Raw genomic sequence first — 25,095 nt, forward strand, 5'->3', positions numbered from 1 at the left:
CCATGCGACATCAAGAGATTCCCGAAACGATGAAAGCCGCGGTCATGACAGAGCCGGGTTCGATCCGCATCGAGGAGCAGCCGGTGCCTGAACCGGCACCCGACGAAGTGCTTGTCAAAGTAATGGCAGTGGGCGTGTGCGGTTCAGACGTGCATTACTTCGAGCATGGGCGAATCGGCAGGTTCGTCGTTGAAAAGCCGATCATTCTGGGACATGAATGCGCGGGCATCATCGCCGCCGTCGGCGCAGACGTTACGCGACTGAAAGAAGGAGATCGGGTAGCCATCGAGCCGGGCGTCACATGTGGACGTTGTCCAGCGTGCAAAGAGGGGCGCTACAATCTCTGCCCGGATGTGCAATTTCTGGCGACGCCGCCGGTGGATGGCGCATTCGTGCAGTACATGACGATTCGGGAGGACATGGTGTTCCCTATCCCGGATCACCTCAGCTTCGAGGAAGCCGCCATGAACGAGCCGTTTTCCGTCGGCATTCATGCGGCCCGCCGCAGCAAGCTGGCTCCGGGAACGACGCTGGCCATCATGGGCATGGGCCCTGTCGGCCTGATGGCCGTGGCTGCAGCGAAATCCTTCGGCGTGGACCGCATTATCGTGACGGATCTGGAAGAGGTGCGTTTGGAGGCTGCCCTCCGTCTCGGAGCGACGCATGCCATCAATGTTCGTAAGGAGGATGCGGTTCAAGCCATTCGTGAATTGACGAACGGGATCGGCGTGGATACCGCTTGGGAGACGGCAGGCAACCCGAAAGCGCTGCAAACCGCCTTATACTCGCTTCGTCGCGGAGGCAAACTTGCGATCGTCGGGCTGCCCGCCCAGGACGAGATCGCGTTGAACGTGCCGTTCATTGCGGATAACGAGGTTGATATCTACGGCATTTTCCGTTATGCCAACACGTATCCGGCAGGAATCGAGTTCCTTGCTTCGGGACAGCACGACGTGATGTCGCTCATTACGGACAGATACGACCTTGAAGAGACGCAGCAAGCGATGGAGCGGGCGCTGCACAACAAGAGCGGAAGCCTGAAAGTCATGGTATATCCAAACGGTCGATAAAGAGATGAAGGAAGCCCTGTATCCGGGGCTTCTTTTGCATTTCATGAGTCTATCAGCAGTTGGAGCTGGCCATTGTTATGTTTTTTCGATGGCCATTGCGGGCTTTTTTTCCGGCAAGGATTAGACAACCTGTCATATCGTGGTATAATGCTGAAAGAATTCAATATGCAACGATAGGCATACAATGGATTATCGCAACTTTTGCTGAAAGGAACTGAGCGTCGTGAGAACACACGAGTTTACGATTCACTCCGATTTTGACCGGGATGACCTGATCGCGGTTTCATCCCAAGCATCGCGTTTTGCCTCGGACATCTCCTTGTCATTCGTAACCACTGATCACGAGCATCGGGTGGATGTCAAAAGCTTGCTCGGCATGGCCATGCTTCCGATTCGTCACGGCAGCGTGGTCCGATTGCAGACCAGAGGGAGAGACGAGCTGGAGGCGCTGGAATACATCCTGGACGTATTGGAGAAGGGCCACTCATAGACTGGACTCACTGCAGAGCTTGCAGCCAGCATGCATCAAATTCCAGATATTGTTGATTTTTTATGCAAAATGGAGTATAATCGAATTTGGTTCAATTCAAGGGAACACTTACTCACATCACAAGGAGTGAAGATAGATATGCCAAAAGCAGATATCCATCCAAAAACGCAGATCGTTATTTTCTATGACGCCAGTGCCGATTACAAGTTCCTCAGTTCTTCCACCAAACATTCGAACGAAACGATGGAATGGGAGGACGGAAACACGTATCCCGTCATTCGCGTGGACACCAGTTCCGCATCACACCCGTTCTTTACAGGCAAACAAAGAGTGGTTGACGTGGGCGGTCGTGTGGATCGCTTCAACCGTAAATACAATCTCAAAAACTAAATGTTGTTGGACGTTCATACGGAAGCCTCGGGCACTGCCCCAGGCTTTTTTGTTGTTTTAATGGGAATAAGTGGAAAATAGATGTAAATATAAAGATTGCGCTTACACACTGTTCGGAGGTACTATTAAGTAGATCGTTATATATACATTGGAGGAGGAGTTTAGAGATGAGCATCACGCATATGGTAACGTTTTCGTTGTACGCAGGCAAGGGAACGGCTGAGGCAGAAGCCTTCTTGCAGGAAAGCAAAAATGTGCTCGAGGTCATTCCGGGTGTGGAGCAATTTCAGGTATTGAAGCAAATTAGCGCCAAAAACGAATTCGACTACGGATTCTCCATGGTATTCGCCGATCAGGCTGCTTACGACAGCTATAATGATCATCCAGCGCATCGCAAATATGTGGAAGAGCGTTGGCTGAAGGAAGTCAGTCGTTTCCAGGAAATCGATCTGATTCAACATCAATAATAACGGTTTGCAGCAATCATTGATTCCTAAAACGAAACCGTTTTCTATATAGTGCCCTTTACTGAGGGTGTTTTGAACTCGGATCCAGAAACAATATGACGTGAAAAAGGAGGTGCTGCAATGCGTTTGGATCTTACGGGCAAAATCGCGCTTGTCACAGGCTCCACCGGTCAGTTGGGACGTGTTATTGCACGTACACTGGCAGATTGCGGCGCGGATATCGCGCTTCATTACATAAACAATCAGGCCCAGGCCGAAGAACTTCGGCAGCAGATCGAGGCCGCCGGCCGCAAAGCCTTAACCGTGCAAGGGGATATCACGAAAGAAGAAACGTCCCTTCGGATTCGCGATGAGATCCTGGCGGGTTTGGGCCCGGTCGATATCGTCGTTGCCAATGCGGTGATTCAGTATGCGTGGACGACGGTGCTTGAACAATCTCCGCAGGATTACATGAGTCAGTTCGAGTCTTGCGTAATGCAGAGCGTGTACTTGGCCAAAGCGTTCATTCCGCACATGAAGGAAGCCGGGAGCGGACGTTTCATCGGTATCAACACGGAATGCGCCATGCAAAATTTTGCCACGCAGTCCGCATACACTGCAGGCAAACGCGGCATGGATGGTCTGTATCGCGTGCTTGCGCGCGAAGTGGGGGAGCATCAGATTACGGTCAATCAAGTCGCTCCGGGATGGACCATCAGCGATCGCGACCGCGCCGCAGAACCTGGTTACGATCAGGCTTACGCCGATCAAGTTCCCTTGAAACGCAGAGGCGAGGATCAGGAAATTGCCAATGCCGTCGCTTTCTTGGCTTCCGATCTGTCTTCGTTCATTACCGGGGCGTACATCCCGGTGAGCGGCGGCAATGTCATGCCAGCCATTTAATGGCGAAGTTTGTGTTTGATTTGAAATATGTTCATCATGGTGCGCTGCCCGTGTGGGCAACTGTTCCATATATGTTCCGCATATGTATCCGCCTGTCTCTGCGACAGGCGGATTTTTGCGTCATCTGGTTCGGGTTGAATGATTTCGGGTATGCGAATAGGTATATCGGCGAGGTGGAAGCATAACTCATATTCAGCGAATAAAGGAGATTGTCCATGAAGAAGACAGTAGCGGATGTTGTCATTAAAGCCTTGCTAAACGCAGGCGTTAAACGTATTTATGGTATTGTTGGAGACTCGTTGAACGCGATCCTCGATTCCATTCGCCGTTCGGGTGAAATCGAATGGATCCACGTGCGTCACGAGGAAGTCGCGGCGTTTGCCGCCGGAGCGGATGCGGCCGTTGCCGGGAGCATTGCCGTTTGCGCCGGAAGCAGCGGCCCGGGGAATATGCATTTAATCAATGGTTTGTACGACTGTCACCGGAATCGCGTTCCCGTTCTGGCCATTGCGGCACATATTCCGAGCGACGAGATTGGAAGCGAATATTTTCAATCCACGCATCCGGAATATTTGTTTCAGGAATGCAGCCATTATTGCGAGGTCGTCACCACGGCCAAGCAGATGCCGCGTTCGATTACGATGGCCATGCAGACTGCGGTGGCGCGTTCGGGCGTTTCGGTTATTGTGTTGCCGGGCGATGTTGCTGCTCTGGAGGCGGCCAATCTTCCCGTACCCGAGCATGTATTCCAAACCCCCAAACCCGTCGTTCACCCTTCCGTTCCCGAACTGCAAAAACTTGCAGAGTACTTGAATAGCGACCGAAAGATAACGCTACTCTGCGGGGCCGGATGCGCTGGTGCACATGAGCAGCTGATGCAGCTGTGCGACAGGTTGAAATCGCCGATGGTCATCGCGCTCCGGGGCAAGGAGCATCTGGAGTATGACAATCCGTATTCAGTGGGATTGACCGGATTGATCGGATATTCATCCGGATATCATGCGATGATGGATTGCGATATATTGCTGATGTTGGGCACAGATTTCCCGTATCGGCAGTTTTATCCCGAGGAGGCCATCGTTCTGCAGGTGGACATTCAAGCTTCGCACCTTGGCCGAAGAACCAAGCTGGATTATGGGGTGTGCGGGGACGTGAAGGCTACCATCGAAGCATTGCTGCCCTATTTGACACAAGAGCACAGCGACAAACATCTGCGCAAAAGTGTGGAACATTTCGAAAAGGTGCGTAAAGACTTGGATGAGTTGGCCGTGGGCAAACCCGGCAAAAAGCCGATCCATCCGCAATACCTTACGCAAGCGATCAGCGACGCAGCCGCGGAGAATGCCATTTTTACGTGCGACGTAGGCACGCCTACCGTATGGGCGGCACGTTACTTGAAAATGAGCCAAAATCGCCGTCTGCTCGGCTCGTTCAATCATGGCACGATGGCCAACGCACTGCCTCAAGGCATTGGGGCGCAAGTAGCCGATCCTGGCCGGCAGGTCATTTCTTTGTCCGGCGACGGCGGATTAGCCATGCTGATGGGTGACCTGCTTACCCTGAAACAGCACAATCTGCCGGTGAAGGTTGTGGTTTACAATAATGGAGCGCTTAGTTTCGTCGAACTTGAAATGAAGGCGGCCGGTTTTTTGGAATCAGGCACCGAGCTCGTCAATCCCAACTTTGCGACGGTGGCGGAAGCTATGGGCATCAAAGGCATTCGAGTAGAAGATCCGGCCGATGTCGAAGGAGCGATCCAGCAGGCACTGCAGCATGACGGCCCTGTCCTGATCGACGCAGTCGTCAACCGGCAGGAACTGTCCTTGCCACCAAAAATCAGCATCAAACAAGCGGAAGGCTTCACGCTGTGGATGATGAAGGCTGTACTTAACGGGCGTGGGGATGAGCTGATCGAGCTGGCCAAAACGAATTTGCTGCGCTAACGGCTTGGAGGGAAATTCCAGGCGTTATGCTGTGCATCATCATCCTATCGGATGCGTAGGGGGAGCGGGTTCAAAACATGTCCTGTTTTGGACGCTCTCTTCTTCGCACCATTTTTATATACTTATGAAACGAAATTATATGTACCAATATAAATATAATTTGATTTTTTTGTCGTAAGTCATTTACAATAAGTAAGTCAGGAAGGATACTTTTTTATCTTACATAGGTTATGTTTGAGCACTGCTTCAAATCGACTTAACCATCCGATGACGAAAAACGTACAGACATGGAGGAGATCAACATGAGTCACACCGGAAAAGTAGCTATCATTACTGGAGCAGGAAGCGGTTTGGGACAAGCTGCTGCGTTGAAGCTGGCGGAAAAGGGAGCATCCATCGTTGTCGTTGATCTCGTAGAAGAGACAGGTCGGGAAACGGTTAAACAAATCAAGGACCTTGGCGGAAAAGCCATTTTCGTTCAGGCAGACGTGAGCAAGGCTGCGGACGTGGAAAACTACGTAAAAAAAACGATCGATGAGTTCGGACGCATCGACATGTTCTTTAACAATGCCGGAATCGCGGGCCCAGGCGTCAAATTGATCGAGCACACGATTGAACAGTTTGACAAAATCATCGACATTAACTTGAGAAGCGTATTTTACGGATTGAAATATGTCATTACCGAAATGCTCAAAACGGGCGGCGGTTCGATCGTCAACACCGCCTCAACGGCAGGCGTAGTCGGCGTACCCGCCGTGGCTCCTTATGCGGCGACGAAACATGGCGTGGTTGGTCTGACACGTACGGCGGCTATCGAATACGGCAAAGATCAAATTCGCGTAAACGCCATTGCGCCGGGAACGATCGAAACGCCAATGGTTGTGCAATTCGGCAAGGACAACCCGGAGGTGTTCAAGGCGACCGTTGACAGCATCCCTTCGGGACGCCTCGGCAAGCCGGAAGAAATCGCGAACCTGGTTGCTTTCCTGCTTGGAGACGAAGCTCCGTACATCAACGGTGCTGTATATCCCATTGATGGTGCCGTAACGGCACAATAATGGATGAACAAAGAAAGAGAGGCGCTGTATGTGACAGAGCCTCTCTTTTTCTTATTACCAAGTGATTATTGTTCCTTATGCGGCACTTGAAGCATTTGAAGTTACTTTCCTGTGTGCGGATCGATAGGAGACCCCAACCACCACAAAAGCAATGGCGACTCCGGCTGCACCGATCCAGGTGATGGACGATAACGATATGGCGCTGACGGCAATCCCCCCAATACCGGCACCTGCAGCCATGGAGAGCTGCATAACGGAGCTGTTCAGACTGAGCATGATGCTGGAGGATTCAGGAGCCATAGTAACGAGATGATATTGTTGAGTCGGACCGGACGACCAGGCCGCAAAAGACCACAAAATAAGTACGGCTACGATGGCGAATGAAGAGTGGGATGTCCAGTTTAACATCGCAAGGCTAAACACATGAAGAGCCATTCCCACAAGCAGCGTGCGTTTTACGCCTTGACGGTCTGCACTGTAACCTCCTGCCTTGGAGCCGATCAGACTTGCAATGCCGAAGGCAAGCAAGGTGGTGCTTAACACGGCTTCACTCATGCCGGAGATTTCGATCAGATACGGCGAAATGTACGTATAGGTGATCGAATAACCGCCCAGCCAGAAAAAGGTCACAAGCAGGGCCAAGCCGATTCGGGGCTGCTTCAAGAGGGACAACTGTTTTTTCAATGGAACATGAGCTTCGGCTTCCAATGGCGGAATGGTTGATGCAATGACCAGCATGGATAATAGGCCAAGGAACGCAATCCCTGCAAAAACGAGTTTCCAATCCCATGAGGCGGCAACGAGCCTTCCCAAAGGCACGCCAACGATCAGGGAAGCGGTGAAGCCGGTAATGACCGTAGCAATGGCACTGGCCTGTTTACCCTCAGGGGCGATTTTGGAAGCGACGGTTAGCGCGGTAACGACAACCACTCCGGCGCCAAGCGCCATCAGAATACGGGCAGCAATAAACCATTCGTATCCTGGCAGCAGGAAGGCTAGCACATTGGCGATGACGAAAAGACCGAGGAAATAAAGCAGCAATTTTCGCCGATCGAAGCGGGAAGTCAGGGCGATGATCACTGGAGTACCGAGGGCGTAAACGAGTGAAAATACGGTAATCAGCTGACCGGCAGCAATCAGTGAGATGTGCATCGTGGCGGCGATGCGATCCAGAATGCCGGCAATGATATACTCGGAAGTGCCGACAAGAAAACTGACCAAAGCGAGAACAACGATTTTCAGCTGTTTAGACAACGAGATCAACCTCTTTCGATAATAGTTTTTTGATATTATTAGAAATATAGAAATAAAGACAAAGAAAAACCGCTATACCGTCCATTGAATGCATTGAGTGAGCTAACATGCTGATGTTCATCCGAACAGCCCTATTTTCGATATTTCTAGTTTTATAGAAATAACGATCAAAATTTTTAGCTGTTTAACAGATAGGGAGCATACCGCTGTACGGTGTCTGTATTCAGGCTGTAGTAGATATAGGTTCCTTTTTTTTGGGATGTAAGCAAGCCGCAATCGGACAGCTGCTTCAAATGGTGAGACAAGGTGGAAAGGGCCACCGTTACAAGGCGGTTCTCCAGATCGGCAGGACAAAGATTGCTTTCACCGGACAAGATCTGAACGATTTTGTACCGTGTTTGCTCACCCAACGCTTTATGAATTTTCACGGCTTGTTCCATATCAATCGGGTTATTCACCATTATGGTTAGTCCCTTCATCTTTATTTCTTATTTCTAGGAATATAGAAATAAGATAGCATGGATCGAGGAAAATGTAAACTCCCTGCTGAAAATTCGTCTTAGACAGCAAGGATGCATGCCAAGAGCGTAAGCATTTCCGCAGGGAGTAGGGGTGATACTTTTTAGTTTCGTTCAAGAGCTTCAACAACATCCTTGGCATCCTTGAGCGACAGCCTTCTTGCCTCGCGCAATTCCTTGATAGCCCTGATTGTGTTGCCAGCGCGAATAAGTTCGATCAGCCTGTGCTCCAGCGCTTGTTGATCCACAGACAACGCTGCCGGCTCCGGGTTTGTTGTTGAAAGATCGGTTTCTGCTTCTAGCTTAGTTGAATAGGGAGGGCCTTTACCCCTCTTACAATCAGACCTGCCCGCCATTCCAGCGAATCCACGTCGGATGCAAGACGCATGTGCGGAAATCGTTTCAACAAGGTTGCAATGGCGATTTCCCCTTCCAGGCGGGCGAGCGGCGCTCCGAGACAAAGGTGAATGCCTGTTCCGAAAGCCAAATGCGGGCTCTTCTCGCGCGTGATATCGAACAGGTCTGCATCGCTGAAGCGTGCTTCGTCCCGGTTGGCCGAATCCAGCGCAACGATGACAATCTCTCCTTTGGCAATATGTTGTCCGCGAAATTCAATATCTTCCAAGGCCCAACGCGTTGTGCTGAATTCCACGGGGCCATTATAACGCAGCATTTCTTCGACGGCTTGATGGATCAACTCCGGCTGCTTGACCAACAGATCGCGCTGCTCCGGATGTTCCAGCAAAGCAAGAACGCCGTTGCCGATCAGGTTTACGGTGGTTTCGTGACCGGCAATGATGAGCAGGGCGACAACGCCAAGCAGCTCTTCTTCGGACAGTTTATCGCCCGCTTCCTCTGCCGCTACAAGCTGGCTGATCAGATCCTTTCCTGGCTCCTTCCGTACTTTGGCGAACCATTCGGTCAAATAAGCCCTGAATGCCTCGCTATGCTCCTGAAACGTATCCGCATGCTCGGCGCTGTTTGCGTCAATGATGGCATTGGACCAGACCCGGAATTTGTCCTGATCCTCCAAGGGTACGCCCAAAATTTCGCTAATGACGATAATCGGCAGCGGGAATGCATATTCGTCGATCAAGTCCACGCGTTCCGTGGATGACAGATTGTTGAGCAAGTCGTCGGCAATCTCCTGGATGTGATCGCGCATGTCCGCAATGAGTTTAGGCGTAAATGCCTTTTGCACGAGTCCTCGCAGGCGTCGATGGTCGGGCGGGTCGGCGAACAGCATGTTATTCGTCATCATGGTTGCGTGTTCCGCCCCGTATCGTTTGACCACGTCCTTGCTGAATCGCGGATCTTTAAGCACTTGTACCGCATCTTCATATTGCGTGATAAGCCAGACGTATTGCCCATCGGGGAACAAGATGCGAAAAACGGGTTCCTGTTGTCTCATTTTTGCATAAACGGGATACGGATTCCGGGTGAATTCGGGCGTGAAGAAATCGGAATAATTCGAACCAGGCTGATTGCTCAAATGAATATCCCCTCTCTTTGCTCGTTTGGATACAACTCTATTTTTCCAGATGCTTGGGCAATATGCAAATGTTGCTACGAATGATCCCGAATTGGTCTGGACAGGGACAATTCTGTTACGTATTTATACGTGGATCTGTGTCCAAGGGCTTAGTATAGATGCTGATAAGAAGGACATTTCAACCATTTTTGGCGTTTATGCCTGTAGGCTGAAAAGGAGTATGTTAATATAACATCAATAAGAACATACGATCTGTTATGTGAGAGGAGAAAGCTTCACGATGGAAATGATTAAACCACCGGCCGAGACATTGTACGAGGAGCAGCTGCGTGCACTGCGGGAAGAAGACAAGGGCAAGCGGCCTCCAAATTGGCTGTTATCGCCTGTGCATGTGCGGGACTTCATCATTGGGCGCGACGAGCCGGCGGTGCTGGACGGCAAGCAGGTGCCGATTACGCGAAAATTTTACGGCAACGACGTGCTGATCGAGCGGGCCGTGGTGACGCTGGCGGGAAACCGGGGGCTTATGCTGGTCGGGGAACCGGGAACGGCCAAAACGATGCTGAGCGAGCTGTTGACCGCAGCCATTTCAGGCACCAGCCTGAACACCATTCAAGGTACGGCCGGCACGACGGAGGACATGATCAAGTACTCGTGGAACTACGCGATGCTGCTTGATAAAGGACCTTCGGAAGCCGCGCTCGTGCCATCCCCGTTGTATAACGGTATGAAAAAAGGCATCCTGACCCGTTTCGAGGAAATTACGCGTTGTCCTTCGGAAGCGCAGGATAGCCTGATCAGCATACTCAGCGACAAGGTCATGAGCATTCCTGAACTGGATGGCGGAGTATTGTTCGCCAAACCGGGCTTCAACGTGATCGCCACCGCGAACATCCGGGACAAAGGCGTTAACGAAATGAGCGGCGCGCTGAAGCGCCGATTCAACTTTGAAACGATCAAGCCGATCAACAGCGTGAAGATGGAAGCCAAAATCATCGAATCCCAGGCACGCAGCCTGCTGATGCATAGCGGCATCGAGGCAGAAATCAATACCGACGTGGTGGAACTGCTCGCGACGACCTTCATGGAGCTTCGCACGGGCATGAGCCGCGAAGGGTACAAGCTGGACACGCCGCAGGCTTCCATGAGCACGGCCGAAGCGGTATCCGTTTATGTGCAGAGCGCGATGACATCCCATTATTATGAAGGGAAGGACATTGCGCTCGACCGGCTGGTGCAGAACATGCTGGGTACGATCGCCAAGGAAAACGACAAGGACTTGTCCGTGCTCAAAACGTATTTTTCCAAGGTGGTCAAGGAGCGTTCCAAGGATGAAGGCATTTGGAAGCAGTATTATGAGGAGAAAAAATGGATCGGGTAAACGCCGCGTCCGGCTTGGACATGGATGAGCTGCTGCGTCTGTTTGACACCAGCGTGTTCAATACGGACGGCGGAACCTTGTATTTTCCAGTGAGGCATCACAGTCCTGCTTGTTCCTACCATTTATTGAAGCTGATTGATTTGTATAAGCCGGATATGATCCTGATCGAAGGCCCGGAAAGCGGAAACCCGCTGCTTGGCGTCCTGGCAGACGAAGCAACAGTTCCTCCGGTCAGCCTGTATTATACGTACGAAAATGAAGACGGCAGAGATGCTTGCTATTATCCCATGCTGCGTTATTCTCCGGAGTACGTGGCCATCAGGGAGGCAGCCAGGCGCGGCATCCCGGCCCGTTTCATCGATCTGGATTACCACCACCTGGCCGGAACGCAAACCTCGGAGCGAAGGGAAGTCTCGGGCCAGGATGAAACATTGCTCGCCGGATCGGAGTTTATTCAGCGCTTGTGTCAAAAGGCGAATTGCCGCAGCTTTGACGAGCTTTGGGAGAAAGTGTTCGAGATCGGCGGTTTGGCCAAAACGACGCGCGAATTTGTGCTGGACGTATTTACGTACTGCACATGTTCTAGAATGTGCTATACGCCGAGCCAGCTGCTGGCATCCGGCGATTTGGCAAGGGAAGCCCGGATGCGCGAACACATCGCGGAAGCCGCCGGCGCATATGAACGGGTGCTGGTGATTACGGGAGGATTTCATACCTATGGCTTGCTCATAGAGCCAGCAGCCGCACCGGGCGGCGGAGCATCACATCAAGATACGTTACCTCAGACAGCTCCCGTATCGCATCAGATTTACCCAATGGTTTATACCTATGCAGAGGCGGATCGGTTGAACGGTTATGCCAGCGGCATGCCTTTCGTCAGCTATTATGAATGGATCTGGGAACATTTGCAGCGAAAGAAAAACCGCCCATACGAACGAGTCGCCGTCGATTTGCTGGCCAAACTGACGCGCAAACTGCGGAGTCGCGATGAACATGTGTCCACAAGCGACGCCATTGAAGCGTATCGCATGATTCAGGATCTGGCGGCGCTGCGAGGCAAAACGGAAGGCGGGGTCTATGAGCTCATGGACGCGGCGTTGTCCGCCTTTATCAAGGGCGAGCTTACGCTCGCGACGGAACAGCCTATGAAAGAACTGCAGCAATTGCTGACCGGAGATGCCATCGGCACTGTGGCACCGAATCCTTTCAGCGTTCCGATCGTTGAAGACTTTAAAGCTTGGTGCAAAGAGCTAAAACTCCAGATCGGAACGACGGGCCAGCATAAAAAGGTGTTGGATCTGTATGCGAAAAAGGAACATCGCCGATTAAGCCAGCTCTTTCAATGCGTTACATACTTGGTGCCGCATTTCGCGGAGCGGCAATCCGGTCCGGATTGGGTTGCCCGGCGCGACATGAACCTGGTTCGTGAGACTTGGGTCTATGCGTATTCATCACGCGTTGAAGCCCGTTTGATTGAAAGCTCGCTCTATGGAGGCACGCTTCGCGAGGCGGCAGCCCGCAAAATGGAAGAAGAGATGCAGGGCATTCCCGATCATCACAGCGGAGAGCTTGCCCAGCGCATGCTGCGTGCCCTGTTGATGGGGCTGCAGGATACCGCCGAACGGTTATACAGTCAGGTACGCGCCGCTTTGCGCAAAGACGGCCATTTCCTTTCTTTATGCGACAGCCTGCACACGCTGAACCGGATTCGTCAGCATCGCCACTTGCTCGGAATTGCAAATGATGACAGGCTGCGATTGCTGGTGGTGGAGGCATATCGAAATGCGGTGGACAAGCTGCCGCAGCTAGCCCATACGAACCAGGACGAGCACGCTGCCATCATTCAGGGATTGAAGCTGTTATCGATGCTGGCGGACTCGGCCGAACAGCCATTCGAGGACGAAACGTTCCGTTCCTACTTGAACGATCTGCTTATGGATCAGGGACTTCCCCCTCAATTGGAAGGGGTCTGCGTTGCCATATCCTCCGGGCTCGGCGACAGGCCAAAGCAGGAAATTACCCAGCGCGCTCGGTCTTATATTCGCGGTACACCGGAGCAAATGCTGCAAACCGCGCTGTATTTGCAAGGTGTTTTTGCGATTTCGCGCGATGCATTCCTGTATGAAGATGAGCTGTTGCAGGAATTGAACTATTTGGTGGCGCAGCTGCCTACGGAGGATTTTATCGGCATGGTTCCCGAATTGCGCCTGGCCTTTACGTTTTTTACGCCGATGGAAGTTGCGTTGATTGCGGAACGGGTAGCCGGCCTCTTCCAAGTTCAGGTGGACGAGCTTTCCCTTCCCGCTATGGACGAAAGAGTGCTGGTACAGGCAAAGGCTTGGGATGAAGCGATCCGAAAGGAGTTTGAGGCATGGAAACTGATCTGAATATGCATGAAGCCGCTGGCGAGTCGGCGAAACGCAGTTCATCGGAAGCGCTCAATCGCTGGCGATTGATCCTCGGAGAATCGGCGAGCGAAGGTTTATGCCAGGCTGACGGCTTTGACGAGCAGCATTTCCAATATAACGAAGTGGATGAAATACTGGACTATTTATACAGCCGCGAATACGGGGAAGATCAGGGCTATCGGCAAGAAGGGGGCCGAGGTCCTTCCAATCTGACGGTACCCAAATGGCTGCATAAGGTTCGGAAGCTGTTTCCGAAACAGACGGTCGAGATTTTGGAAAAACAGGCATTGGACCGTTACGGACTCACCGAACTGTTGACGGACAAAAAATTGCTTGAGTCGCTTGAACCCAATATGGGCTTGCTCAAAAACATTATGCAGTTCAAAGGCCGCATGAAGGGCGAGGTGTTGAAAAGCGCCAAAGAGATCGTGCGGCAAGTCGTGGAAGACTTGCGCAGAAAACTGGAGTCGCAAACGCGCGCCAGCATTATGGGCAAACGCTCGCGATATGCACATAGCCCGGTTCGCTCGCTGCGCAATCTGAACTTCAAGCGAACGGTGACCAAAAACCTGAAAAACGTCGATCGCGTCAATCGAAGGTTCATCATAGACCGGTTGTATTTCGACGGCAATATTCAACCGCACAATAAGTGGAACGTGATCATCGGCGTGGACGAAAGCGGCAGCATGCTGGACTCGGTAATCTACAGTTCAGTGATGGCGAGCATTTTTTACCGGCTCAATGCGCTGCGCACCAAATTGTTCATTTTCGATACCCAAGTTGTTGATCTCAGCGACCGGCTCGACGATCCGGTGGATCTGTTAATGAACGTGCAGCTTGGCGGGGGCACGCATATTGCCAAAGCACTGCGTTATGGTGAAACGTTGATCGATAACCCCGGAAAAACGATTTACATCCTCGTCAGCGATCTGGAGGAAGGTTATCCGATCCAGCACATGTATAAAGCTTGCAAAGATATTCTGGATTCGGGCTGCAAGCTGCTGGTGCTGACGGCGCTTGATTTCAACGGGGACTCCGTCTACAACAAACATGCAGCCCAGACACTCGTCAATATGGGGGCGCACGTTGCCGCCATTACGCCCAACGAGCTGGCAGATTGGATCGGAGAGATCATAAGTTGAATGGGTCCAATTTATATAACCTTGTTTGGATGAACCATAGCTACACATTTTAAAGGAGGCATGTATGATGTTAACCGCAGATCGTGCATTGGAGGCCTTGATCGAAAAATTCGCCACCGAGTGTTCGCGGGAATACTCGGTACAAACGGACCGAAGCGGCTCCATCTATGACTATATTATGGGCAATACCGACGAATTTCCGGATATGTTGGGCAAATCGAGCCACTATGCATATTTCAGCATGGAAACGCTCATGAAAATTGGTAAAAGGGATGCGGGGGACGTCTTTTTCCGTGCCGGCTCCATTCTCATTCATCTGGAGTCCCGATACTCCCGAAATTCGTGGAGACAGGATGCCTTTTCCGTTTGTCTTGGCGAAGATGCCAACGCGTACGGATTGGGAGGCAAGACCAAAGGCAAAGATCGGATGGGGCCTGTTATTGCCCGTCTGGACAAAATTCGTGCATTTGCAGGCGAGCGCGAAATCGTGGATGAGTTGAAAAGCAGGCTGGGAGCGATTCAGACCCATCTGAAACAAAAGAAAGCCAATCGATCCAACAGCTGTTATGACATCGTAAACGCGCTTCTTTTGCTCCGTGCCTATGCCGGCCTGAATGGCGATGCACAGCACGGCGCACAGGTTCAGCTGTTCCATCAAGGTTTGCCGGAACTGTTCCAAGCGGTCTTCGCGGGAAATGTTTCCGAGCTTCGTACGCTTTTGCACCGGATGTGCGAACCGCTCGTGGTCGGCTACATGCAGACGAAGGACAATCGATCATGGTATGAGCTGGATCATGAATACCTTGAATCCAAACGCAAGCAACTCATCGATGAAAAGTATGCGGATACGGTTTTGCGGGAAAAAGATCGGGTATCTGCCGGCGATTTCCATTCCACGCTGCTGCTGATCAGCAGCGCTTTGTTATACGTGATCAACATCCAAGGGGGAAAGAACGCATTTCTAGAGCATCAAGACGAGCTGAGCCTCGTTTTGCTTGAGTCGATGCGAGAACTGCACGAAATCTATCCTCTGGAGGTGCGTCAATACCTGCTCGCGATGGATTACCGCGCGAAAAACGTGGATGAGCTGCTGAGCGGCTTGGTCCCGACGGACGAGCCTTATCAGCTGATCGAGCAGCTGCGCACGGATCTGTACAGTTATTTTGTGCCGTGGCAGTCGCTGGAAGCCGCCGTGTTGGCCGACACTGAGCGGGCAAAGCGCACGTATGCGCTCTCGCGCTCTGCTTATTTCAAATTATATATTCACTACGTGCTTGAAAAGCATGATATTTCGCTACCGTCCGGATCGGGAACGATCGAAGAAGCCGTCTTCGCCGCACTGGCCCATCCAACGGACGGAGGCCGGTACGGTCTGAACATGTCCCGTTATTTGAAAGGGGAAACCTCGCTCGAGGATTATTGGAAAGACAACTTGAATCTCGGGTTGTTCACCCATTTGAACCGGGATGCCAAACGTATTGCCAACCTGATTGCAATTACGTTCCTGCCGGTACGTTCCGAAGCGATGCGGCGGTTTGCCATCCTGATTTCCCGTCCCCAAACCGGGACGTTGGAGGCTTTGTCCGATCTCTACTCCTCCTATGCGTTCAGTGGAGAGAAGCTGCTTGATGCGTACAGCAACGATCCGGACGTGGACGATGAAAACCTGCTTTCGAGCTTGCTTCAATTGAACGGCATTCGTGAATACAGCTACCGATCGATGCCTCAGGATGAATATACCCGGATCATCGGAAACCATCTGGATGCTGCATTCAAGCAGTACAAAAACCTGCCTGCAGAAACGCGCCAGCTTGCGCTGGAAATTGCGTTTGCGGAAGATCAAGAGCTTTCGGTCGAGCAGTTGTCGCAGGCGCTTCGGTTGGGACTTCAGGATTCGTCCAAAAAAGCCAATGCGCTCGCCACGTCGCGCTTCAACCGCACGCCGGATGCGGAGCTGTACATTCACATCTATCGTGCGGAGAAAAAGGCCGGCATCAAGGAAATGGTGTTGAACGCCATTCGCGGGCTGCCTGATCCCAAAACGGCCTATCAAACGCTTCTACAAAGCGAGAAATCCGCAGAGTGGAAAGCATTGATTCAAATTCTGCTGGATACCGCCGATTTGAGCCCGGTACATGCCCATGCCGCGCTGGCAGACCAAGCCGATGCCAAAAAAGTATCCCGTTTGAACTGGCTGTCGTTGAAGGATCTGCCTGATCTTATGGATCACGAAGGAACGCCGCTCGATGAACGAATCAAAAAATATGTACTGCTTCAGTCCATGGACTATACGGCCGCCCCGAATGAAAGCTTGAATGAAGTACGTACCTATGCCACCGTGGAATCGCTCTCCCGTTTCGCCGTTGAATTGCTGCAGCTTTGGATTCAGGAAGGGGCGCCTGCCAAAGAAAAATGGGTAATGTATCTGTCCGTGCTGTTCGGCGATTTGCAGCTCGTTGCCATTTTCAAGCGTCAAATCAAGGAATGGACCGAGTCGAGCCGGGGAGCTATTGCCGCCGATGCGGTCAGAGTATTGGCTTATTTGAAGGCTCCTGCCGCTCTAATGGCGATCGATTCGATCAAACGTACGGTGAAAAATCGCCAGGTCAAGGGCTCCGCTGAGGAAGCGCTGCTGCTGGCCGCCGAAAATATGGGACTGACGACGGAGCAGCTGGAGGATCGGCTGGTTACTTCACTCGGTTTTGACGAAAAAGGGACGCAGCGGCTCAGTTATGGCGAACGCAGCTTCTTGATCAAGGTGAACAGCGATTTGCAGCTTGCGGTATGGAACGAAGAAACCGGAAAATCGGTCAAATCGCTGCCCGCGCCTGCGCAAAAAGACGATCCGGAACTTGCGGCCAAGGCGAAAGCCAGCTTTGCCCAATTGAAGAAAGACCTTAAAGCCATGGTCACCATACAGTCTCAACGTTTGGAGGAATCGTTGTCCAAGCAGCGTCTGTGGACGGCGGAGGAGTGGAAAAACCTGTTCGTCGATAACGTGATCATGCAAAAGTTTGCGGTAGGCTTAATTTGGGGCGTGTATGAGGACAATGAACTTGCAGCAACCTTCCGCTATATGGAAGACGGCACGTTTAATACGGTGGATGAAGACGAATATGAATTGGACCCTGCCTTCAAGGTTGGTCTGGTTCATCCGCTTGAATTGGAGGCATCCGACATTGCCGCATGGAAGACGCAGCTGGAGGATTACGAGATCAGCCAGCCGTTCGCCCAGCTTGAACGCGAGATTCATGTTGTGGACGAGGAAGATCAGGCGAAGAGCGAATATGATCGTCTGCCGGAGTCAGACCTTTCACCAACGGCGTTTCCGAAAGCTTTGGAGAAATACGGCTGGATCAAGGGGCCTGCCATGGATGGCGGTTGGTTTAACGAATTTTACAAAGAATACGGCGAGCTTGTTGCAGAGCTGCGATTCAGCGGTACAAGCATTACGTATTATGAAGGAATGGAAGACATTACGCTCGAATCCCTGATTTTCTTTAACCCAGGGAACCAGAAACAATATTATTACAGCGACCACAAAGCGATTTCTTTGGGCAAGGTCCCGGGGCGCGTGTTCAGTGAAACGTTGTATGACATCTTGAGAGCATCGGGGCGCTGATTACGTGACGTCATTTGAACGGAAATTTCAGGCATTCGCCGAGCTTTGTACCGAAGATTATTTGATCCGCCATGCCAATAAAGGATTGTACAAGCGTTCCTTGAAGGACATTGCCCAAGGCGTGAGTGTGCAGTACGAATGGGGAGAGACGGCCGTAACGTGCCATCTGGGCGACGGCATCACGTGCACCTTGGAAAGCACCTTGGATCACTGGAACTGCTCATGCCCTTCGGATCATTTGTGCAAACATGTGTTGATCTCCATTTTGTTTTACCAACAGACGCATGCCGCAGCCGAGGTGCCTGCCGATAAAGCACATAACGTTAATCCGGAACAGGCCTTGACGGAGGCGGAATCCGGATCGGTTAAGACTCATGTGGCGACTGACGGGGCTGATCGTGAGGATGCTGCTGCCCCGGAAGCCCGGTCGCGATCCCGGTTCGAATGGATGCTGCACGCCGACTTGCTTGCTTTGATCCGATCGTACAGTGCCTCTGCCCTGGAAGAAGTCATGTTCCGCCTGAGTTATCCCGAAGACATTGAAGTCATTCATGACTCCTTGCTCACGGTGCGGCTTGTTCGGCAAAACATCGAAGTCTCTTTCACAGAAGAGCCTGGTTTAAGCAAAGCGCTATGTAAGGTGAAACAGGCTGCCGGGAATATGGCCAAACTGGAAGCATTGCTTCGTTATCGGAAGAAGCACGGACTTCACGATGCGGACACGCTTGGCGGAAAGGCATATGAAGCTAAATTCTCGCTGGAGACGGTCAAAGAGTGTCGTCGCATGTTAGCTGAAATGTTACGGGTAGGGTTAGCTCGCTTGCCAGAATCGTACATGGCCCAGCTCGAAACGTTGGCGATCACAGCCCACAGCGGCAATCTGCCGGATATCGAACGCAGTTTGCGAGGAATCCAGGGGGAACTTCAGCTTTTTCTGACCAGGCATATTCGTTTCTCCATGCCAACCATGCTTGATCGGGTCACGAAGCTGTACCTTGCTCTGCAGGTATTGGAACAGAAGCAGGTATCCACCATGCAGCAAAGCCAGCTGATCGGCAGCTTTCGCAGCAAGTATTATACAGTCCCTGATCTGCATCTATATGGACTTGGGGCAGATGCTTGGGAGACGCAGTCGGGTTATCGGGGGATCACGTACTATTTTTACGGGCTGCAGGACCAGCAAATGTATACCTTCAGCGACGTTCGCGCCGTATATTACGAGCAACAGCAATTCCAGTTCGACGATCATTACCGTTCGACGATACCGTGGCTGCCCAACGTAAGCTTCCGGGAATTTGCAGGCGAAGAGCTGTGTTTCCACGGGATTAAGGTCAACGAAGATCGCAGACTCTCATCCGGAGAGGGAGCCAAGCTGAAACTGTTGACACGAAGGCCGGTAGAAGAGATGGATTTTGGCCCCCTTGCACAAGAGTTTTCTGCCCTTTCGGGTAGTGGAGGGCCAAGATCATATCAACTGTTCTCCATGCCTCAGGAGCAGCTTGCTCTGGTAAAAGTCACCCGTGTTTTCGATCAAGCCTATGACAAACAGAAGCAAGAGCTGACGCTTACGGTAGAGAGCGATCGCGGAGAACTGCTTGATCTGTCGTTTCCTTACGACAAGGATTGGAGCACGATGATCAGCCGTTTGGAATCCGGGCATGGCATCGCCAAGCTGGAACATTTCCTCGTATTTATGCGTGTCGAGGCCGGACGCTTGCGTCCCATCAGTTTTCTGAAAGGGCAGCAGGTGATCAACCTGAAGCTGGATGCCGGTTATGGAAGGATGGGACGGTTTGCAAGAATATAATGCCATATTGGAACGAATCCAAAGCTGGGGTGAAGAAATGCTGCTGCGGGGACTGACCCAATTCAGCATGAAGGATGTTGACGTACTGGAAGCGATTCTTGAACAGGTAAAGCGCTTTGAGGCGTCTTTCCTGCAAGAGTTAGTGGGTCACCTCGTGGATCAGGGGAGGAAAATGGCGCTGGGTGATGGCGATGAGGTTCAGCTCCTGGATCTGTATTGCCGCATCACCCAATATGTGAGACTTGGATTGCAAGAGCCATCCTCGTACAAATAGGCAGGATCAAAGATTTGCAGGGGATGACTCCTCTGTAAATCTTTTTTTGTTGGCATTAAGTAAATTCGAGGTTTCATTCGTATATAAAGTGAATTCGGTTTGAGCATTTAACCCTATAAGAAAGGAGGCTCACGATGTCAGATCAGAACATACGGGATGCCATCGTCAGGCGTGATGCAAATGTGATGGAAACCCTGATGAACGAATACTCCGGTCTGCTGTGGAACGTGGTACGGTCCATTTTGCGGTTAGCACCTGAAGAAGAAGTGGAGGAGTGTGTGGCAGACACCTTTTTTGCGTTTTGGCAAAACCCGGATGCATATGACCCCGAGAGAAGTTCATTGAAAAATTACTTGGCGATGGTGGCCAAACGCAAAGCGATTGACCGTTATCGTAAGTTGATGCGAGCCAAAGAGGCCAAATATGAGGAGCAAACTCATTTTCAGTCCAGCCCGGACGTGCTTACTCAAGTCATCCGTCAAGAAAATCGGGAAGAACTGGAACAAATGATAGACCTTTTTCCGGAACCCGACCGGGAAATTATGAAACGCCGATTATATGACGGTCAGAAGCCCGGCGAAATATCGGAATCCATGTCTTTGCAGCTTAGACAGGTACATAACAAGCTATACCGTTCCAAACAGCGACTCCGCACTTGGTGGGAAAATCGAAAATAAAGGAGGTGTGATTTTCATGTCCAATCCGAATCAACCATTCACCGCACGTAACCTGGCAAACATCAAACGAAGGTTTTATGAAAAAACCGATGAGGCCGGATTGTTACCCGACAAGCCCCATAAACAACAAGAGCCGACCCTCCGCCGAACGCGAATGCGCAAAGCCGTATCTATCCCCATCGTCGCGATCCTTTCGATCGGCGTACTTACTGGAGCCGCGGCGGCCATGAACATCGTTGATCTGTCAGCCGTTCTGCATTTCCTGGACAAAAGCCGTTTGGACATCTTGTCTCCCGTAAACCGTTCCAGCGAGGATCAAGGCATCCGCATGGATATACTGGGTGCGGTTCGCGATGGAGATACAGCTGAAATATATGTCGCCCTTACAGATCTAACAGGCCATCGGGTAACCGATACGCTCGATGTCTATGATTTCCGTGTGACTGGTGGTAGAGCAAACAACGCGCAGTTGGTCCATTACGATGAAAAAACCAAAAAGGCCATTGTGCGATTCCTGGTTCAAGGAGAACATCTCAAAGACCGAATTACGGTTAAGATCAGTTCTTTCCTGACTGGTGCACAAACGAATGAAGATATTGACGTGGATTTGAACTGGTCCGCATTGTTGGAACAACAAACAGAAGACTCCATCATTACTCTGGATCATCAAGAGGGGGAGATTAGCGGCATCGGCGGGCAGCAATATGAGGAAATCACGAGTCAATCCTCGATCCCTGTACTTAAGCCAGATCAAATGCATATTCCCGTGCCGGGCCTGGAGTGGATGTATATCTCCAACGTAGGAATGGTTAATGGCAAACTGCATATTCAGATCAATCCAGATGCTGAAATGGGTACCTATAATCATGGCTATTTTTACTTTGTGGACGATCAGGGGCAGGAGCAGGATGTTCCCTTGTCTTCCATCAGCTATGGCTCCTATGAAAAAGACGGCGTTCGAATGGGTGGGGATTATGAGGAGTATATTTTCGATATTCCGGATATTCGCGAGCTCCAGCGCCTTCATTTGAAAGGAAAGTTCACCAGTTACGATGCATTCGTGAAGGGAACGTGGAAGACCACGTTTGATTTGAAGCAGAGCACCGTCAAAAAAAAGGCAAGGCTCCAGCATGCCTCTACTCATTCAAATTCAGGGCCCTTGAACGTGGAAGTCTCTGAATTAGGTGTGACGCTTACAGGGGACTTATCTGAAATCGATTCGGAGCGCCTCGATCTGCGAATTGTTATACAGGACGGAACAACCATTGAGGCCGATTCAGGGTTTGTGCAGTTGGATCAGGAAATCGTCAAATGGATCTCAACCGAAACGATCCCCGTGAGCCACGTTAGGGAGCTTATTTTGAACGGAATATCCGTTCCGCTGCACGATTAAAAAAGAGGAAACGCTGCCAGCAAATTAAACAGCAAATGTCATATCCTGGCTTATCCCGCATACGATAGGCGTACGCGGACATAAGGGAGGAAACAGGCATGTCCATGAGCGAACCGCTATTGATTCAAATTGTGAATGAACAGCTCCCGGCAGGAGCCACGATGGTCATGATCGAGAAACCGGTCAAACACCCGGCTGTCTATGCGGCAGACCTTACCGGGGACGGCTCGCCGGAAATTGCGGCCGTATATGAGCAGGACGGGCAGCTGATGCTGCTTGTATTGACGTTTATCGCAGGCAAGTGGGTTAAAATGTCCTTGACGAAAGGCATGGGCTATGGCGTTACGCTTCTTACAGCCGCACAAGTTACTTCCACGGCACGAAACAACTTGATCGTAGGATGGCAGATCGGAGCGATCTGGTCCAAATTGTCCGTCTATGAATGGACCGAATCCGGACTGACGGATCTCGCGCCAGAGGACATGGTCTACAGCATGGCTGAAATTATGGATATGCCTGGCCAACACGGAAGAGATGGAAAAGCCGAAATCGCATTATGGGTGCATGATACCGGAGAGGCATACCGAGTAGATGTCGTTCGCTGGGATCACCAGCACTGGGTATCGGCCCCGGACATCTACCCGTATTACTTTCCAAAAGTGGTCCAATATTATGAACAGTTGGTACGCCAGCATCCGGATTATCCGTTCTATTGGAGTTATTTGGCGGAAGCGCAGTATCGGGCGGGGTTATGGCATGCAGCGCTTATTTCGGTACAAAAGGCCCTTAGCTTCGATCAGCCTTATCCTTCGAGAGCGGCGCTTCTGGCACTGGAGCAACAGATTAAACAAGCGGTTGGCCATCATGGCCACCATGAGCGTGCATTGACGTGGCTGTATCCCGTTTCGGTCCGGACGACCAACGGTACCAAGTGGGGATATATGGACGCTGACGGGCGTATCCGCTTGGAACCCGTGCTCGATCGGGCGGAGGCTTTCCAACCCAACGGGTTGGCCGTCGTTGAGAGTCGTGGCAAAGCCGGAATAATCGATCTTCAGGGGCGGTTTGTTGTTCAACCGGTTTATGATTCGATCTATCCTTTTTCGGAAGGCCGGGCAAATGCCATTGACGCCCAAGGCTTTAACATGATCGATGAACAAGGACGCGTGCTCACTTCCAGAGCCTATCCGTATATCGGCGATTTGCAGGATGGCCGGGCTGTATTTTACGAATCCATTCAAGGCCAAGCGAATACGAGCGAGATTCGTTACGGTTATCTGGATGCATCCGGTCAAGTCGCCATTCTGGCCCAATTTATGGCTGCGGGTGATTTCCAACAAGGTAAAGCTGTCGTTCAGACGAAAGAACGGGAATACGCCCTGATCGATCAACGTGGACACAAATTGGCCGTGTATCCATACGCCTATGTCGGACCGCTTGGAGAAGGGCTGCTTTCGTTTCAGCAGGAATTGTCCGGTCCTTACGGTTACATCGACGAACAGGGGCGCATCCGCATCGAGCCCAAATTCAATACGGCATTTCCTTTTAAAAACGGGCGTGCCATCGTAAGCATTGCAGAAGATTCCAATTGGAAGTATGGCGTCATTGACCCGCAGGGGGTATATATCGTCCAGCCTTCGTATAACGACATTCGGGATTTGGGTGAACACCGGCTTGCGCTGGGCAAAGCGATCAAGGCGGAAGAACCGTTTCTTGGCTCCGTTTATGCGATTGCAAATGCGGATGGCCGCAGGCTAACCAAGTTTGTGTATACGGGCGTGGAGGATTACAAGCATGGGCTTGCTTCCGTAACCGACGGCAAACATACCTTTCTGATCCAACTGAACGGCCAGCCGGCCGAGGGATATCCACGTGTTGAAGGAGCCGGAACGCTGGAGGTATTGGAGCCTGATCTCATCCGGGTGTTCGTCCAGCAACGCTTGTCTTATGTGAACAGGGCAGGGCAGACCATTTGGAAGCAAAATACCGTCGTTCCGCTTCGCCCGCCGTTTCGCGTCGTGGAGCGGCAGTTCAATCCGAATCCGGACTACTTTGTGTATTACCCGCAGGTCGAAGGCTTTTCGAGTCCTGCCGTTGAAAAGGACGTCAATACCAAACTCAAAGCGATGTCCGGGATAAAACCGATTCCTTCTGACCAGAAGCTTGATTATAGTTATACGGGCGATTTCGACATCACCTTTTATCAATATAAGCTCCTGCAGCTGCAGCTTACCGGTTACAATTATCCGTTTGGCGCCGCTCATGGCATGCCGACCATGGTCTACGCCATCATCAATCTCGATACCGGGGAAATGTATGAACTGAAGGATCTATTTAAACCAGGCAGCGATTATGTCAAGGTACTCAGCGACATCGTTGGTGAACAGATTAAAAATGATCCGCAATATTCGTATGTGTTTCCCGATACGTATAAGGGCATCCGTCCCGATCAGCCGTTTTTTGTTACTGCGGACGCGCTCCATGTTTATTTTGCGCCTTACGAAATTGCCCCATATGCGGCGGGATTCCCGACCTTCACGATTCCATTCGCGCAGATCCGTGAGATCATTGATACCGAGGGCTCGTTTTGGAGAGCTTTTCACGCGCCGGAACCGACGCTGTATCATCCATAAAATCAAAATCCGTGAAGCCATATGAACATATGGCTTTTTGGTATGGTCAGAACATCGTCGCTCCCGCCGATTTGCTCGGACTTCATCGATACCGCACCGCGCACCGGTGGAAGAAGTGAACAGGTGAACGTTAGCCCCCATGTCGCCGTCGTACATTTTAACCATGTAACGGTACGTAGGGACGTAACTATTTT

The 25,095-nt window shown here is 51.4% G+C and carries 20 protein-coding genes; 16 read left to right on the forward strand and 4 right to left on the reverse strand.

Annotation, left to right across the window (positions count from 1 at the left end):
- The first annotated feature begins 2 nt into the window (after positions 1 to 2).
- The 7 genes from L6H98_RS08415 (at position 3) to L6H98_RS08445 (ending at position 6,300) form a co-directional block, all read left to right on the forward strand.
- Entirely contained in the window at positions 3 to 1,070 is a 1,068-nt protein-coding gene (locus tag L6H98_RS08415) for an NAD(P)-dependent alcohol dehydrogenase (protein ID WP_236414276.1), read from the forward strand.
- 223 nt (positions 1,071 to 1,293) lie between these two features.
- Positions 1,294 to 1,560 (forward strand): HPr family phosphocarrier protein, encoded by a 267-nt coding sequence (locus L6H98_RS08420; RefSeq protein ID WP_236414277.1) that lies wholly within the window; start codon positions 1,294 to 1,296, stop codon positions 1,558 to 1,560.
- A 138-nt stretch (positions 1,561 to 1,698) separates the two neighbouring features.
- A complete protein-coding gene (locus L6H98_RS08425) occupies positions 1,699 to 1,950 on the forward strand; it encodes a type B 50S ribosomal protein L31 (protein ID WP_236414278.1) in 252 nt (83 codons plus the stop codon).
- Between the two features lie 167 nt (positions 1,951 to 2,117).
- Entirely contained in the window at positions 2,118 to 2,417 is a 300-nt protein-coding gene (locus tag L6H98_RS08430) for a Dabb family protein (RefSeq protein WP_236414279.1), read from the forward strand.
- A gap of 120 nt (positions 2,418 to 2,537) precedes the next feature.
- Complete coding sequence (locus tag L6H98_RS08435; RefSeq protein ID WP_236414280.1) at positions 2,538 to 3,299, forward strand: SDR family oxidoreductase; 762 nt, start codon at positions 2,538 to 2,540, stop codon at positions 3,297 to 3,299.
- A 215-nt stretch (positions 3,300 to 3,514) separates the two neighbouring features.
- Positions 3,515 to 5,242, forward strand: coding sequence for a ubiquinone-dependent pyruvate dehydrogenase (gene poxB, locus L6H98_RS08440; protein WP_236414281.1), 1,728 nt, complete (start codon positions 3,515 to 3,517; stop codon positions 5,240 to 5,242).
- A 302-nt stretch (positions 5,243 to 5,544) separates the two neighbouring features.
- Positions 5,545 to 6,300 carry a glucose 1-dehydrogenase gene (locus tag L6H98_RS08445; protein WP_236414282.1) on the forward strand — a complete coding sequence of 252 codons (756 nt, stop codon included), beginning with the start codon at positions 5,545 to 5,547 and terminating at the stop codon, positions 6,298 to 6,300.
- A gap of 75 nt (positions 6,301 to 6,375) precedes the next feature.
- Here L6H98_RS08445 and L6H98_RS08450 read toward each other — a convergent pair whose 3' ends face one another.
- The 4 genes from L6H98_RS08450 to L6H98_RS08465 all read right to left on the reverse strand — a co-directional run bounded on the left by L6H98_RS08450 (position 6,376) and on the right by L6H98_RS08465 (position 9,564).
- Entirely contained in the window at positions 6,376 to 7,554 is a 1,179-nt protein-coding gene (locus tag L6H98_RS08450; protein WP_236414283.1) for an MFS transporter, read from the reverse strand.
- 176 nt (positions 7,555 to 7,730) lie between these two features.
- Positions 7,731 to 8,015 carry a metalloregulator ArsR/SmtB family transcription factor gene (locus L6H98_RS08455; RefSeq protein ID WP_236414284.1) on the reverse strand — a complete coding sequence of 95 codons (285 nt, stop codon included), beginning with the start codon at positions 8,013 to 8,015 and terminating at the stop codon, positions 7,731 to 7,733.
- 161 nt (positions 8,016 to 8,176) lie between these two features.
- Positions 8,177 to 8,326 (reverse strand): hypothetical protein, encoded by a 150-nt coding sequence (locus L6H98_RS08460; protein ID WP_236414286.1) that lies wholly within the window; start codon positions 8,324 to 8,326, stop codon positions 8,177 to 8,179.
- A 44-nt stretch (positions 8,327 to 8,370) separates the two neighbouring features.
- Positions 8,371 to 9,564 carry a cytochrome P450 gene (locus L6H98_RS08465; RefSeq protein WP_236414288.1) on the reverse strand — a complete coding sequence of 398 codons (1,194 nt, stop codon included), beginning with the start codon at positions 9,562 to 9,564 and terminating at the stop codon, positions 8,371 to 8,373.
- A 280-nt stretch (positions 9,565 to 9,844) separates the two neighbouring features.
- Here L6H98_RS08465 and L6H98_RS08470 point away from each other — a divergent pair, with 280 nt between their 5' ends.
- From L6H98_RS08470 to L6H98_RS08510, 9 genes are all read left to right on the forward strand, one after another.
- The gene (locus L6H98_RS08470) at positions 9,845 to 10,945 is read left to right on the forward strand and encodes an AAA family ATPase (RefSeq protein ID WP_236414290.1); all 1,101 of its coding nucleotides are present in this window, start codon (positions 9,845 to 9,847) and stop codon (positions 10,943 to 10,945) included.
- Positions 10,933 to 13,332, forward strand: coding sequence for a DUF5682 family protein (locus tag L6H98_RS08475; RefSeq protein ID WP_236414292.1), 2,400 nt, complete (start codon positions 10,933 to 10,935; stop codon positions 13,330 to 13,332). The genes L6H98_RS08470 and L6H98_RS08475 overlap by 13 nt, the downstream gene beginning before the upstream one ends.
- Positions 13,317 to 14,495 carry a VWA domain-containing protein gene (locus L6H98_RS08480; protein WP_236414294.1) on the forward strand — a complete coding sequence of 393 codons (1,179 nt, stop codon included), beginning with the start codon at positions 13,317 to 13,319 and terminating at the stop codon, positions 14,493 to 14,495. Before L6H98_RS08475 ends, L6H98_RS08480 begins: the two co-directional genes overlap by 16 nt.
- A 64-nt stretch (positions 14,496 to 14,559) precedes the next feature.
- Positions 14,560 to 18,117, forward strand: coding sequence for a DUF4132 domain-containing protein (locus L6H98_RS08485; RefSeq protein ID WP_236414296.1), 3,558 nt, complete (start codon positions 14,560 to 14,562; stop codon positions 18,115 to 18,117).
- A gap of 4 nt (positions 18,118 to 18,121) precedes the next feature.
- Positions 18,122 to 19,924, forward strand: coding sequence for a hypothetical protein (locus L6H98_RS08490; RefSeq protein WP_236414298.1), 1,803 nt, complete (start codon positions 18,122 to 18,124; stop codon positions 19,922 to 19,924).
- Positions 19,911 to 20,198 carry a hypothetical protein gene (locus tag L6H98_RS08495; protein WP_236414300.1) on the forward strand — a complete coding sequence of 96 codons (288 nt, stop codon included), beginning with the start codon at positions 19,911 to 19,913 and terminating at the stop codon, positions 20,196 to 20,198. Before L6H98_RS08490 ends, L6H98_RS08495 begins: the two co-directional genes overlap by 14 nt.
- A 134-nt stretch (positions 20,199 to 20,332) precedes the next feature.
- The gene (locus tag L6H98_RS08500) at positions 20,333 to 20,875 is read left to right on the forward strand and encodes a sigma-70 family RNA polymerase sigma factor (protein ID WP_236414302.1); all 543 of its coding nucleotides are present in this window, start codon (positions 20,333 to 20,335) and stop codon (positions 20,873 to 20,875) included.
- A 16-nt stretch (positions 20,876 to 20,891) separates the two neighbouring features.
- Positions 20,892 to 22,268 carry a hypothetical protein gene (locus L6H98_RS08505; protein ID WP_236414305.1) on the forward strand — a complete coding sequence of 459 codons (1,377 nt, stop codon included), beginning with the start codon at positions 20,892 to 20,894 and terminating at the stop codon, positions 22,266 to 22,268.
- A gap of 98 nt (positions 22,269 to 22,366) precedes the next feature.
- Complete coding sequence (locus L6H98_RS08510; protein ID WP_236414306.1) at positions 22,367 to 24,901, forward strand: WG repeat-containing protein; 2,535 nt, start codon at positions 22,367 to 22,369, stop codon at positions 24,899 to 24,901.
- Positions 24,902 to 25,095: the final 194 nt, after the last annotated feature.

The sequence above is a fragment of the Paenibacillus sp. JJ-223 genome (genome assembly GCF_927798175.1).
Classification (GTDB): domain Bacteria; phylum Bacillota; class Bacilli; order Paenibacillales; family Paenibacillaceae; genus Paenibacillus; species Paenibacillus hubeiensis.

Excerpts from the sequence above, each read along its gene's own strand:
- L6H98_RS08415 (WP_236414276.1), top strand. The coding sequence starts at position 3 with ATGCGACATCAAGAGATTCCCGAAACGATGAAAGCCGCGGTCATGACA.
- L6H98_RS08505 (WP_236414305.1), top strand. The coding sequence starts at position 20,892 with ATGTCCAATCCGAATCAACCATTCACCGCACGTAACCTGGCAAACATC.
- L6H98_RS08445 (WP_236414282.1), top strand. The coding sequence starts at position 5,545 with ATGAGTCACACCGGAAAAGTAGCTATCATTACTGGAGCAGGAAGCGGT.
- L6H98_RS08510 (WP_236414306.1), top strand. The coding sequence starts at position 22,367 with ATGTCCATGAGCGAACCGCTATTGATTCAAATTGTGAATGAACAGCTC.
- L6H98_RS08425 (WP_236414278.1), top strand. The coding sequence starts at position 1,699 with ATGCCAAAAGCAGATATCCATCCAAAAACGCAGATCGTTATTTTCTAT.
- L6H98_RS08480 (WP_236414294.1), top strand. The coding sequence starts at position 13,317 with ATGGAAACTGATCTGAATATGCATGAAGCCGCTGGCGAGTCGGCGAAA.
- L6H98_RS08435 (WP_236414280.1), top strand. The coding sequence starts at position 2,538 with ATGCGTTTGGATCTTACGGGCAAAATCGCGCTTGTCACAGGCTCCACC.
- L6H98_RS08500 (WP_236414302.1), top strand. The coding sequence starts at position 20,333 with ATGTCAGATCAGAACATACGGGATGCCATCGTCAGGCGTGATGCAAAT.
- L6H98_RS08485 (WP_236414296.1), top strand. The coding sequence starts at position 14,560 with ATGATGTTAACCGCAGATCGTGCATTGGAGGCCTTGATCGAAAAATTC.
- L6H98_RS08430 (WP_236414279.1), top strand. The coding sequence starts at position 2,118 with ATGAGCATCACGCATATGGTAACGTTTTCGTTGTACGCAGGCAAGGGA.
- poxB (WP_236414281.1), top strand. The coding sequence starts at position 3,515 with ATGAAGAAGACAGTAGCGGATGTTGTCATTAAAGCCTTGCTAAACGCA.
- L6H98_RS08455 (WP_236414284.1), bottom strand. The coding sequence starts at position 8,015 with ATGGTGAATAACCCGATTGATATGGAACAAGCCGTGAAAATTCATAAA.
- L6H98_RS08475 (WP_236414292.1), top strand. The coding sequence starts at position 10,933 with ATGGATCGGGTAAACGCCGCGTCCGGCTTGGACATGGATGAGCTGCTG.
- L6H98_RS08470 (WP_236414290.1), top strand. The coding sequence starts at position 9,845 with ATGGAAATGATTAAACCACCGGCCGAGACATTGTACGAGGAGCAGCTG.